We start from the raw sequence: 13,232 nt of genomic DNA, 5'->3' as shown, positions 1-13,232 counted from the left end.
ATATCATGATTTGAAGGTGCGAACTATATTTGCGCTTCAATAAAAACAGATTCCTTTAGATAATTTTTAGTAAAAAATGTATAATGTGTATATAAAATTTTTGGAGGTGCCCCATGGCTGTAACCTATAAACGACAAGATGATTTAGAAAAGATGCTGGAAGAATTTGCTTCATTTGAAAAACTGGAAGAAATTGAGTATCCTGATCCAAAATCAAAAGAAAATTCCGAGAAAAACAACTTGAATCAGGATAAAAAATAATATGTTCGGTCTTGATCAATTACCTACCTCCGTCCTACAGGCGGGGGCTATTTTCCTGTCTATCATGATTGAAGCCTTGCCCTTTGTGTTGATTGGAGCATTGATTTCTGGCTTTATTGATGTGTTTATCACCCCTGAAAAAGTCCATAAACTCCTTCCCAAGAACAAGTTTCTTGCCATTCTATTTGGAACCTTTATCGGCTTCATTTTCCCGTCTTGCGAATGTGGTATTGTCCCTATTGTCAATCGGCTATTAGAGAAAAAAGTACCTAGTTATACTGCTGTTCCCTTTTTAGTAACGGCTCCTGTGATTAATCCCATCGTCCTTTTTGCAACCTTTACTGCTTTTGGCAATTCCCTACTTTTCGCCTTCTATAGAGCCCTAGGAGCCATCATTGTATCCCTAGCATTGGGAATCATTCTTGGTTTTTTCGTAAAAGGACCCATTCTTAAAGGAAGCAAGTTTGACCAGCACCAGCATGATTATTCAGATAAAACCAGCTGGCAAAAAGTTGGCTTCGCACTTATTCATGCCATTGATGAATTTTTTGATACGGGACGTTATCTAGTCTTTGGTTGTCTCTTTGCCAGTCTCGTACAAGTCTATATTCCAACTGCTGTCCTGACTACCATCGGTCACAGTCCATTAACAGCTATTTTACTGATGATGTTGCTGGCCTTTCTTCTTTCCCTATGTTCTGAAGCTGATGCCTTTATTGGTGCATCACTACTATCCAGCTTCGGATTCGCCCCAGTAATGGCTTTCTTAGTTATCGGACCCATGGTGGATGTTAAAAACTTACTCATGATGAAACATTATTTCAAGGGGAAATTTATAGTCGGTTTTATCATTACTATCACTCTCGTTATTTTGGGATATAGTCTGATACTTGGAGGTGTAGTATGATTCGTTTTTTAATTCTTGCAGGCTATTTTGAGATGACCATGTATCTTTATGTCTCTGGAAAATTAGACCAATACATCAATCTGCACTATAGCTATCTAGCCTATCTATCCATGGTTTTATCTTTCATACTTGCCATCGTACAATTGTATGTCTGGGTAAAAGAAATTCGAGTACATAGCCATTTAAAAAGCAAAATTGCCAAACTATCAAGCATTGGACTATTGCTCATTCCTCTTGCTGTAGCCTGGCTCTTTCCTACGGTAAGCCTGGATTCAACAACTGTTGCTGCCAAGGGCTATCATTTCCCACTAGCAGCAGAAAATGATGCTAATACACAAAACCAAGAAGGGACGACTGTTCAGTATCTCAAGCCTGATACTTCTATTTATTTTACGAAAGCTGCCTATCAAAACCAGATGCGTGAAATTGCTGATCGGTACTTGGCTGAAGAAACCATTGTCGTTACTAATGAAAACTATATGGAAGTGATGGAAGCAATCTACGACTATCCTACGGAATTTTCAGGAAAAACGATTGAAATGATTGGATTTGTCTACAATGACCCTGACAATAGCCAGCAATTTTTCCTTTTCCGCTTTGGTATTATTCACTGCATTGCTGATTCTGGAGTATATGGCTTACTCTCTACGGGAGCTACCACAGAATTTCCTAACAATACTTGGGTAAAAGCCAGAGGAACAATCAAGGTTTCCTACCATACATCGTTGAAACAAAATCTCCCAACACTTGAATTACAATCGATGGTTCAGATTGAACAGCCAGATTCCCCGTATGTCTACCGTGTTTTCTAATAATTCCAATTCAAAAAGTGAATTTTCTGACAATTTATGCTATAATAGTGTCTATACTCAACAGATAGGAATGAAATTATGTCATCACATGTATTGTTTACAATTTTTGGTGCTAGTGGCGACCTTGCCAAACGCAAACTTTACCCATCTTTATTTCGCCTCTACAAGGCTGGACACATCAAGGAAAACTTTGCAGTAATTGGTACAGCTCGCAGACCCTGGACCAAGGAATTTTTTGAGCAAACCGTCATTGAATCACTAGGTGATCTGCCTGACACACCACGTCAAGCTCATGAATTTGCTAGTCATTTCTACTACCAAAGCCACGATGTCAATGACACGGAACATTATGTAGCTCTTCGTAAATTGCAGGACGACTTGTGTGAAAAATACGATACCCAGCACAACAAGGTCTTCTTCCTCTCCATGGCACCTGAATTTTTTGGAACCATTGCCAAACACCTCAAATCTGAGCAAATTGTTGACGGACAAGGTTTTGAACGCTTGATTATTGAAAAACCTTTTGGAACTAGCCTTGCTACAGCTACCAAACTCAATGATGAATTGGCGGCAGCCTTCAATGAAGACCAAATCTACCGTATCGATCATTACCTAGGCAAGGAAATGGTGCAAAATATCTTTGCGGTTCGCTTTGCCAATATCATTTTTGAGCATATTTGGAACCGCGATTACATTGATAACGTCCAAATTACATTTGCTGAAGCGATTGGTGTTGAGGATCGTGGGGGCTACTACGATCATTCTGGCGCCTTAAAAGACATGGTGCAAAACCATGCCCTTCAAGTTCTTTCCCTTCTAGCAATGGATAAGCCAGCCAGCTTCAAGGAGGAAGATGTCCGCGCTGAAAAAATCAAGGTCTTCCAACACCTTCGTCAGCCTTCTGATGAGGACCTCAAACGCAACTTCATCCGTGGTCAATATGCAGCAGGTTCCATCGACGGAAAAGACTACGTTAGCTACTTGGATGAACCAAATATTGCCGAAGCTTCTCAGACAGAAACCTTTGCAGGAGGTGTCTTCTTCGTTGATACTGACCGTTTCCGTGATGTCCCTTTCTTCTTCCGTACAGGTAAACGTCTGACAGAAAAGGGCACGCGCGTGACTATCACCTTCAAGCATGCGGAAGATATTTTTGGTCAACCTTCTGAGGCCAATGTCTTGACCATTTTCATCCAACCAACTGAAGGCTTCATGCTCTCTATCAACGGTAAGGAAGTTGGTTCTCACTTTGCACTTACTCCTGCCAAACTCAACTTCCGCCACAATGCAACTGCTCTTGGAAATTCACCCGAAGCCTACGAAAAACTATTTTTCGATGTCCTAAATGGTGATTCTACTAACTTTAGCCACTGGGAAGAAGTGAAAGCAAGCTGGAGCTTAATTGACCGTATTGTTGATTTGTGGGCAAGCAACCAAGTCCCACTCCACACCTATCCAGCTGGAACTATGGGACCTGAGGCTGCCTTTGATTTGTTAGAAAGCTACGGTTGCAAGTGGGTCTGGACACCAGATGTCTGGTATCGTGAACGTGGCTTATTGAAATAGTCATTTAGTTTATCTTTGATTACTTCGTTAACTCGCTTTGCCGTACTTTAGTACCGCCTACAGCTCGTTGCCTTGTACTAAAAGCAAACTAAACGACTACATATGAAAACTGGAGCAATCCAGTTTTTTTCGGAGATATTTATGACTGAATTAAACACTATTCTCACCCAACTTGAAGCAGCCAGCCATGCTGGCACCCTCAAGCGTTATGAAAAAATTGGCGAAACTAAGCCCTACTACGGCGTTCCGATGGGAGCTATTTCTGGTATCGCCAAGGCCTATAAAAATCGACTGGACCTGTTTGCTCCACTCTGGCAAACAGGTATCCTTGAAGCACAATATTTAGCTATTCAAATTGCCAAAACAAAACCTGACCAGCTGACTTCTGCTGTTTTAGAGGCTTGCCTCAATGAACAAGTTTCGGTCAACGTCCTCGATAAGCTGGCTTCCATCATTCTTAGCAAACGTAAGGATAGCAAAGAATGGGAAGAATACTTACTCACTCAAGACCAAGCTATTTTTCAGCGACTAGCTTGGTTCCTTCGTGCCAAATACTTTGCTGGAAAAACAGCAACAAATCAAGAAATTGAAGAAACTCTAGACCATATTCGCCAGCATTTACAGAATGCAGAACCACTTATCCAATGGACCATGAACCAGTGCTTGGTGGAGATTGCCGTTGCTTACCCCGACTATCTAGAACAAGGCCTTGCAATCGGTCAGGAGTTAGCTGTCTATGTGGACATGAAAGTTCCAAAAGGCTGTACTTCTGCCTACGCACCAGACTGGATTGAGGCATTGTTGAGGAGGAAATGAGGTGCAACATAAAGGAACTCAGGTATTAGAAACAGAACGTCTAGTTTTACGCCCCTTTCAAGCAACAGATGTTGAGTCAGTTTTCCAAAACTGGACCTCAGATGACAAGATTACCACTTATCTGACCTGGCCAACTCATCAAAGGCTGCAAGATACAGAAGACTATATTCAGTTCTGTATCCAGTCTTATTCACAAGAAAAAACGTACAGGTGGGCTATTGAACTCAAAGAAAGTCAGCAAGCAATTGGCGATATTTCCGTCGTCAGTCTGGATGAACGAGTACAGGCTGCTGAATTGGGCTGGGTGTTGGGCAGCCAGTGGTGGGGCTACAGTTATATGCCCGAAGCCCTTGAAGCAGTCACTCACTTTCTGCTGGAAGAAGTTGGTTGTTTACGGATTACGGCTGTCCACGATAGTGAAAATCGTCCTTCTGGTCGTGTCATGGAGAAAGTTGGCATGACCTATGAAGGTACCCTTCGACAAGCTGCTCGAAATAATCGTGGTATTGTGGATATTGCCATTTACTCACTGCTGCATACAGATAGAAAAAGTCGCTAGTTCTAGTTGAACTAACGACTTTTTTCTACACCAATCCTTCCAAGAGCCCACGCATGAACTCTTCGGATTTGAATTCTCCGATGTCATCGATTTTCTCACCGAAACCAATCAGCTTGACTGGAATATCCAGTTCCTGACGGATAGCAAGGACAACACCACCTTTTGCAGTCCCGTCTAGCTTGGTCAAGACTAGACCTGTCAATGGGGTAATTTTGGCAAATTCCTTGGCTTGACTGAGGGCATTTTGACCTGTGGAGGCATCCAATGCTAAGAGGGTTTCATGCGGTGCATCAGGCAGAGTCCGTTTGATGATGCGACCGATTTTTTCCAGCTCTGCCATGAGGTTGTCCTTATTCTGCAAGCGACCTGCTGTGTCAATCATGAGAATATCCACGCCTTCTGCCGCGGCAGCTTGGACCCCGTCAAAGACCACACTGGCTGGGTCTGACTTTTCAGGACCCGTGACCACAGGCACATCGACTCGGCGTCCCCATTCGACCAACTGGGCAACCGCACCCGCACGGAAGGTATCCGCCGCAACCAGCATGACCGTCTTGCCAGCCTGCTTGTACTTGTAGGCCAACTTACCGATAGAGGTCGTCTTCCCAACGCCGTTGACACCGACAAAGAGCATGACGGTCAAATCCTCTTGGAAATTAATCTGCTCGCTGAACTGACCGTCTTTCTCGTAAATATCCACTAGTTTTTCGATGATAACCCGACGGAGTTCCTCTGTCTTCTTGGCATTTTGGAGCTTGGCTTCATAGCGGAGCTCCTCTGTCAGAGTTGAGGCAACCTGCACTCCCACGTCTGACAAAATCAGCATCTCCTCCAACTCCTCGAAAAAGTCCTCATCGACCGAGCGGAAGTTGGCAAAGAATTCATTGAGCCTTGCCCCAAAGCCTGTGCGGGTCTTTTTCAAGGTCCGCTGGTACTTGTCCTGCTCACTTTCTTGCTCTACTGGAGCAACTTCCTCAACAGGCTCTTCCTTGACCTTGGTTTGAATAGCAGGGTCAAAGCCTTGTTCCTGCGCTTCCTTCACTCGAGCCGCAGCAGCTTCTTTGGCTGCATAATACTGAGCCATCATGTCTAAGGTCCGTTGTTTCTGGGCTTCTTGCTCAGCAGTCAATTCAGACTCTACTGCTCCAGACTGGAACTCTTCCTTTTCTTGACTAGCTGACTCAACTTCAGTAGTTACAGTATCTTCGCTTGAAGCCGACTGCTCCGTCTCTACTTCTTCAACAAGAGCAACTTGCTCCTCTTGTTTTTCTTGTCCAAATAATCGATCAAATAATCCCATATTAGTCCTCATTCAATACATAGTGCTCGATGGCCCAAGCAATGCCATCTTCATCATTGGTTTTTGGCAGGACAAGGTTGGCCGCAGACTTGATTTCATCAGTCGCATTCGCCATGGCAACGCCCAGACCAGCCCATTCAATCATGGAAAGATCATTTCCTTCATCACCACAGGCCATAACTTCTGACTGGTCAATCCCCAGATGTCCAATCAACTTAGCCAAACCATTTGCCTTATGGACACCTTTTGGACTCCATTCGAGCAGAATATCACGCGATTTGAAAATCTCGAAGCGCTCGTGAAGTTCTGCAGGAATTTTTGGAATTTGTCCATCTAGAAATGCTGCATCTACAGCTGAGACTGCCTTATTGTAGACAAAATCTTCTGGCATTTCCTCATCACTTGCCACAATTTTATTAAGCAATGGATTACAAGTTAGATAAAGTGATTCATGGGCTGATGGTAGAGAATAGACATCACCACCATAGAGAACATCCAGAGGCAGGTCCAAATCATTTGTCACACGACGGATGGTGCGCACATCTTCAATAGTGAAGCCAACCTTATCCAAAACCCGACCTGTATTTTCCTGGACTAGACCACCGTTAAATGTAATCGAATATTGATTCTCCCCTAGCAGATCTAGTTCTTCTAGAAAAGTACCGATAGCTTGTAAAGGACGTCCTGTTGTCAGAACTACATAAACTCCACGCTCACGCGCTGCCTGCAAGGCCTTTTTATTAGCTTCTGAAATCCGTTTGTCCGATGTCAGAAGTGTTCCATCTAAATCCAATGCAATCAACTTAATTGCCATTTACTTCCTCCTCTAAATAGGCTAATACTGCTCCATCATTGCAATGACCAATCATCAAATCTGCCCGAGCTTTCACTTCCTCTCTTGCATTTTCTGTCGCAAGAGCCAGACCTGCAAAGTCAAACATATCCAAATCATTTTGATTATCACCAAATACCACTACATCCTGACGGGTAATTCCAAAATGAGCACAGAGATGACTCAATCCAACTGATTTATTTGAACCATTTGGAATTATATCAATATTGTCAAAACCAGTTGTCATGGCTGTTACACCTTCAAATGTATCATTTAACCATCGTCTGGCATCGTCCATTTCCTCAGGAGAAAATTTGGCATTGATTTTTATAATCTCTTCTCCAACTTCTTCAAATGTGTCTACCAATCGAAAGTGTGCGTAATAATTCGTCATCGCTTCTAAAAACTGAGGCTCAGCATTTTTTAATAAATAAAAGTTTTCGAGGCCAGACAGCACCATGGACCGACTGCTACCAAAGGGACCTGCATCAATACCCGCGATAATCGGCAGATAGATTTCAGGACTAATTGGATCATCCATAAAGATAGTCTGCCCCTGATATTCAACGATTGACCCATTTTCTGCCACAAAACCGATTTCATCTACAAAATCTTCAAAAACAAGTTTCAGGCTTTGCATAGATCGCCCACTTGCTGCCACAAATAAATAACCTTTTTCTTTAAACTGATTCAGTATACGACGAAACCGTTCCTTATCAAAACTATGGTCTTCTCGTAAAAAGGTACCATCCATATCACTGGCGTAAATTTTGTTAATCATAATTTCTCCACATCTTTCAGCTTAACGGAAACAATCTTGGACACGCCAGATTCCTGCATGGTCACCCCATACATGGCATCCGCTGCCGCCATGGTCCCTTTACGGTGGGTCACGACGATAAACTGACTCTCCTTATCAAAACGGTTGAGGTAATCACCAAAACGTTTGACATTTGCCTCATCCAAGGCTGCCTCCACCTCATCGAGAATTACAAAAGGAATGGTCTTAACACGGATAATGGAAAATAGCAGAGCGAGGGCCGAAAGGGCTTTTTCGCCACCTGACATAAGATTGAGAGATTGAATTTTCTTACCCGGAGGTTGAACTGAAATCTCCACACCCGCAGTCAATAGGTCACCTTCTGTCAAAATCAAATCCGCTGAACCACCGCCAAACATTTGTTTGAATGTCTGCTTAAAGCTTTCACGAATAGCTTCAAAAGTAACCTTGAAGCGCTCTTTGACTTCATCATCCATCTCATGGATAGTATCTAGTAGTAAATCACGTGCCGACAAAATATCTGTCCGTTGCTCATTGAGGAAGGTAAGGCGATTATTAACCTCGTCATACTGCTCAATAGCATCCAAATTGACTGGACCCAAAGCACGAATAGCTCTTTCTAGGTCTTTGAGGCTTTGTTCAGCAACTGCAAGATTCTCAACTTCCTTGGCCTGAGACTGGGCAGCTTCAAAACTCAATTTAAAATGCTCGGTCAAATTACCAAGTAAAGTCCGTAATTTATCGCCCGCTTGCTCACAATCCGCCTCTAACTTAGCCTGCTTACGAATCAAGTCATCATTCTTAGTCCGAGCTTGTTGCAATCTTTCTTCCAAGTCTTCAAACTGCCCATCAATATCTTCCAATTCAAACTTTAAGCGAATTAGAATCTGATTGGTCTGGTTTTGCTTATCAGATGCCGCCTGCAATTGTTCTTCAAGAATCTCAATACTAGTATCTTCAAGAGCTTCTAGCTTCTGGTCAATCATATCCTCTAGAAGAGAAATTTCCTTATCTGCAACCACTTTTTCTTCTTGCAAACGTCTCAGATCTGTCTGTTCAAAACGAAGTTGGCTAGTTAGTTCAGCTTGTTCCAAAGTTAGTTGACCCTTCTGAGTCTGTAGTTTCTGCAAGCTTTCTTGAATACTGTCGCGATTATCACGGACTTGATTGATTTGTTGATCCAAGGCTAGTTTTTTCTCATTCAAGGCTTGGACATTTACTTCTTCCTTAGCAGCAACCTCTTCTAGCTCAGTCAAAATGGTCGGACTAACCTGACTCATTTGCAGGTCATACTGGGCTGATAGCTGAACCAGTCTATTTTCTGCCTGTTCCTGATGAATCCTTGCGCTCTGCTGGTTCAATCTAGCTTCTTCCCCCTCAGCCTTAATCGTTTCCAAGGTTTCTCTGGTCTGGTCTAAGCTAGTTTTCTTAGCTGCAACCAAGCTTTCTTGCTCCTGCAACTGGCTAGACAGCTCTGCTATTTCTCCTAAAAGAGCATCGAGTTCTGGTTTGATAAAGGTCGTGCTGTTATTTCGATTGCTACCACCAGCAAAAGCTCCACCAGGACGGATTTCCGCTCCATCCATGGTCACCATACGCACTTGAAACTTGGTTGCCCGCGCTGCCTGATTGGCATGGTCAATGGTATCAAAAATTGCGATAGTGCCTAGCAAATTTTGGAAAATCGCATCTAAATTTGGCTGATAAGTCACCAAATCACTTGCAAGCCCCAAAAATCCATCGGAAGATTCTAGTAAGGAGACTTGCTGTCCCGAAAGCTGACGTGGTTTGATAGTTGTCAGAGGTAAGAAGGTTGCCCGTCCTTGCCGTTTTTCTTTCAGAAATGCGATAGCTCGTTTAGCAGTCGCTTCATCTTCAACGATGACGTTTTGACTTGCTCCGCCCAGAGCAATTTCCAGGGCTGTCTGGTAGCGAGTATCGAAGGTCAGTTGTTCACTGACTGCCCCAATAATTCCTCCTAAGCTTGGTGCCGCCTGTAAGACAGCTTTAACCCCCGCGTAGAAATTGGAGTGATTTTTTAAAATAGCTTCTAAACTAGACTGGCGAGCCTGTTTGCCTTTCAACTGATCCAGCAAATCAAACAAGCGACCTTGCTCAGCCTGATAAGCAGTCTGGGCTTGATCTAATTCTGTTTTTTGGGTCTGATAACTCTCAAGTAACTGGCGTAAAACCTGATCAGCTTCTTCTAAACTTTTCCGACTCTTATCAAGTACTTCTTGAGCTGTTTGTTTTTCCGTCTGCAAGCGTGCCAAGTCTTCAGATTTACTCTCAGAAAGACTGATTTGATTGGCAATATCCTGCTGAATCTTGGTCAGACGGTTTGAAGCTTCTGCCTCTTCCTGCATCAGAGCAACATACTGTTCACGCAGATGATCTAAAACCTGATCAGGATCTTCTGAAAAGTAGGAAATTTCCTTGTCTACCGCAGCAATATCTTCTTTTAAGCTAGACAAGGAACTATCTAATTGCGCAAGTGTTTCTTGCTTTTGCTCAATCTGTTCTGCCAACTGCTCTCGTCTAGTCAACAAGTTTTCCAAACGCGCCTGCGCTTCTTGACGACTTGATTCGTTTTGACTAGATTCCAGTTTATGGACCTCAATTTTTCGCTCCAAATCACTGATTAACTTGGTCAAATCCAACAGAACTGCCTGTTCACGCTCCAATTGTTCTGACAGGCGATGGCGCTTCTCTTTCAAGTTCTGATTTTCTTGCTCCAGCTCAGAACGCTGTTTGTAGTAGCTAGTCAATTCAGTTTTGACAGACTCTAGTTCGGCTTCTTTTTCCGATAACTTTTCCTTACCAAGCGACAACTGAGCCACCAAAACATCTAAGTATAATTCCTTACGTTGACCATCTAATTCTAGAAATTTCTTAGCAGTTTGTGCCTGTTTCTCCAATGGTTTGACCTGATTATCCAGTTCATAGATAATATCGTCCAAGCGGTCCAAGTTGCCCTGGGCCTGTGCCAGCTTACTTTCTGTTTCTTTCTTACGGGTCTTGTATTTTAAGACCCCTGCCGCCTCTTCAAAAATTGCACGGCGTTCCTCAGGTTTGGAATTAAAAATGGCTTCAACCCGCCCTTGAGAAATAATAGAGAAAGAATCCCGACCCAAGCCAGTATCCATGAAAAGATCATGAATATCCCGTAGACGAACCTTTTTCCCATCAATCAGGTACTCACTATCACCAGATCGATAAATATGGCGTTCAACCTTAATTTCCTTAGCCTTATCTGCGATAAATCCGCTAGAATTATCCAAGGTCACCACTACCGAGGCATAGTTAAGAGCCTTACGGCTTTCCGTTCCTGCAAAGATAACATCGGGCATCTTGCCTCCACGTAGGCTTTTAGCAGACGACTCTCCCAAGGCCCAACGTAGACTTTCTGTAATATTGGACTTGCCAGAACCATTCGGCCCTACAACAGCAGTCACTCCACGGTCAAAGACGACTTTGGTCTTATCCGCAAAGGACTTAAAGCCCTGCATTTCAATTGATTTTAGATACATACCTATCCTCTAGCCTCCACAGCATTTTTGGCGGCGGCTTGTTCAGCTAATTTCTTAGAGCGACCACGACCACGACCAATCACACGCTGATCAGCAGATACCTCCACTTCAAAGGTCTTATCATGGGCAGGACCAGACTCAGCTATTACTTGATACGAAATAGCAATCTCACCATTGACCTGCAAAATTTCCTGCAAAGCAGTCTTATAGTCGGTCACGCGCTCAAAGTTTCCTTTTTCCAAGCGAGGAATCATGACCTTATGGATAAATTCCTCCACGGTCTTTTCACCCTTGTCCAATAGCAGAGCTCCTAAGAATGCCTCGAAAGCATCTCCTAAAATAGTATCGCGATTTCGCCCTCCAGACTTCTCTTCCCCCTTACCAAGACGAAGAAACCGATCAAAACCACAAGCACGTGAAAAACCAGCCAAAGACTCCTCACGTACAAAGGTCGAACGCAACTTGGACATCTCACCTTCGGGTCTATCAGGATATTTTTGATAGAGATATTTGGAGATCATCAACTGGAGAACAGCGTCTCCTAAAAATTCCAAGCGCTCATTATGTGAAATTTTTAGAAGGCGATGCTCATTGGCATAAGAAGTATGGGTAAAAGCCGTTTCTAATAAATTCAAATCCGAAAAATCAATCCCAAAATCAGCCAATAATTTTGCATGTAAATCTTTCATCTATATGCTCCTTTCTAACTTAAACGAAATAGATGGTTTACATTTACTCCGTCCTAACATTATACCATATTTTCCACTGGACTTCTCTTGTCAACTAAGTTTCAGCCAGCACCTCTCCACATCTTTTTGCAAACATTTACATATTCATCAGATTTCGATAAAATGGAAGAAAAAAGAAAAATATTAACATGCAAAATAAGACAAAACCACTCAATACATCCCTGCTCTCCCTCATCCAGTTCATCGGAGCTATTTTAGTCATCGCCCTCCATTGTCGCAGACTATTTGAAGCAGACCCACTCCACTTCATCCAAAAATCCATCTTTAGCCGCATGGTCGTTCCCTACTTCATGGTCACAGCCAGCTTCTTCCTCCGACGTAACTACCCCAGCCTCTCCAAACAATACCTGATCCGCTACAGCAAACAATACCTGACCTGGTCCATCCTCTACCTCCCCTTCTACCTCATCTACCTAACACTCCAAGAAATCCCCTTCCCCTACTATCCCCTCGCACTCCTAGTCGGACTGACCTACACCGGAACCAGCTACCAACTCTGGTACATGCCCGCTTTCTTTCTAGGTCTTGTCCTCGTTCATTTTTCCTTGGAGAAATGGGGCTGGCGCATCACAGGTTGTCTAGCCTGCCTTCTCTATCTCCTAGGCTCAGTCGAAACCTACTCCTCCTACCTGGCAGAATCGATTTTCCTGACCGCATTTGACAGCTACAAAACCTTCTTTTTCACCAGCCGCAACGGCCTCTTCTACGCACCGATTTTTGTCCTGACAGGCTTTTATCTAGCCGACAAACTCAATCAACCCATTTTCCAATACCGACAAAAGACCAAACTACTTGTCTGCATAGCTCTTTTAACTGTTGAGGCTACAATCATCTATCTCAATCAAGGCTACGACAAGAACTTTCTATTTAGCCTGATTCCATTCATAGCCTATCTAGTCGCCTGGACCCTAACGACAGACCTCTTCCGCCAGAAAAAATTCCAATTTCTCAAAGAATATGCCAGCTATTATTATTTTATCCATGTTATCCCAGTCGAAATCAGCTTTTTCTTCCTAGAAACTAGTGCCCTGACCAAAATACAGCAAGGTTGGTTAGTCTTCCTTATCACCATCATCACTTGCCAACTGCTCAGCTGGTTCATCATTAATACTCAATGAAA

12 protein-coding genes are annotated in these 13,232 nt (G+C 43.2%); 7 read left to right on the top strand and 5 right to left on the bottom strand.

The features are described from left to right. Nucleotides 1–113 precede the first annotated feature (113 nt). The 6 genes from K5Q22_RS03100 (at nt 114) to K5Q22_RS03075 (ending at nt 4,920) form a co-directional block, all read left to right on the top strand. Nucleotides 114–260 (top strand): SPJ_0845 family protein, encoded by a 147-nt coding sequence (locus K5Q22_RS03100; protein ID WP_002936026.1) that lies wholly within the window; start codon nt 114–116, stop codon nt 258–260. A 1-nt stretch (nt 261) separates the two neighbouring features. Further along, nucleotides 262–1,167: a permease gene (locus K5Q22_RS03095; protein WP_136628367.1), complete on the top strand. Its 906-nt coding sequence runs from the start codon at nt 262–264 to the stop codon at nt 1,165–1,167. Next, the gene (locus K5Q22_RS03090) at nt 1,164–1,979 is read left to right on the top strand and encodes a TIGR03943 family putative permease subunit (RefSeq protein WP_044761575.1); all 816 of its coding nucleotides are present in this window, start codon (nt 1,164–1,166) and stop codon (nt 1,977–1,979) included. Before K5Q22_RS03095 ends, K5Q22_RS03090 begins: the two co-directional genes overlap by 4 nt. 78 nt (nt 1,980–2,057) lie before the next feature. Next, entirely contained in the window at nt 2,058–3,545 is a 1,488-nt protein-coding gene (gene zwf / locus K5Q22_RS03085; protein WP_044668739.1) for a glucose-6-phosphate dehydrogenase, read from the top strand. A gap of 141 nt (nt 3,546–3,686) precedes the next feature. Beyond that, entirely contained in the window at nt 3,687–4,361 is a 675-nt protein-coding gene (locus K5Q22_RS03080) for a DNA alkylation repair protein (RefSeq protein WP_205013529.1), read from the top strand. Between the two features lies 1 nt (nt 4,362). Continuing rightward, nucleotides 4,363–4,920 (top strand): GNAT family N-acetyltransferase, encoded by a 558-nt coding sequence (locus tag K5Q22_RS03075; protein ID WP_205013528.1) that lies wholly within the window; start codon nt 4,363–4,365, stop codon nt 4,918–4,920. A gap of 25 nt (nt 4,921–4,945) precedes the next feature. Here the strand turns inward: K5Q22_RS03075 and ftsY are convergent, their stop codons facing one another. The 5 genes from ftsY to rnc are packed head-to-tail and all read right to left on the bottom strand — an operon-like array spanning nt 4,946 to nt 12,052. Then, a complete protein-coding gene (gene ftsY, locus K5Q22_RS03070; RefSeq protein ID WP_205013527.1) occupies nt 4,946–6,220 on the bottom strand; it encodes a signal recognition particle-docking protein FtsY in 1,275 nt (424 codons plus the stop codon). A gap of 1 nt (nt 6,221) precedes the next feature. After that, nucleotides 6,222–7,034 (bottom strand): Cof-type HAD-IIB family hydrolase, encoded by an 813-nt coding sequence (locus K5Q22_RS03065; RefSeq protein WP_024399453.1) that lies wholly within the window; start codon nt 7,032–7,034, stop codon nt 6,222–6,224. Then, nucleotides 7,024–7,833: a Cof-type HAD-IIB family hydrolase gene (locus K5Q22_RS03060; protein WP_050572883.1), complete on the bottom strand. Its 810-nt coding sequence runs from the start codon at nt 7,831–7,833 to the stop codon at nt 7,024–7,026. Before K5Q22_RS03060 ends, K5Q22_RS03065 begins: the two co-directional genes overlap by 11 nt. Beyond that, the gene (gene smc, locus K5Q22_RS03055) at nt 7,830–11,363 is read right to left on the bottom strand and encodes a chromosome segregation protein SMC (RefSeq protein WP_205013526.1); all 3,534 of its coding nucleotides are present in this window, start codon (nt 11,361–11,363) and stop codon (nt 7,830–7,832) included. Before smc ends, K5Q22_RS03060 begins: the two co-directional genes overlap by 4 nt. Nucleotides 11,364–11,365: 2 nt before the next feature. Next, on the bottom strand, nt 11,366–12,052 hold the full coding sequence (gene rnc / locus K5Q22_RS03050) for a ribonuclease III (protein WP_012028264.1): 687 nt from the start codon (nt 12,050–12,052) through the stop codon (nt 11,366–11,368). 188 nt (nt 12,053–12,240) lie between these two features. On the opposite strand from rnc, the gene K5Q22_RS03045 reads away from it, so the two are divergent. Then, nucleotides 12,241–13,230 carry an acyltransferase family protein gene (locus K5Q22_RS03045; protein WP_205013525.1) on the top strand — a complete coding sequence of 330 codons (990 nt, stop codon included), beginning with the start codon at nt 12,241–12,243 and terminating at the stop codon, nt 13,228–13,230. Nucleotides 13,231–13,232 lie beyond the last annotated feature (2 nt).

Origin of the sequence: Streptococcus sp. 2018162 (assembly GCF_019754175.1) — a bacterium.
GTDB lineage: Bacteria > Bacillota > Bacilli > Lactobacillales > Streptococcaceae > Streptococcus > Streptococcus hashimotonensis.
This window is presented reverse-complemented; position numbering and strand designations above follow the sequence as displayed.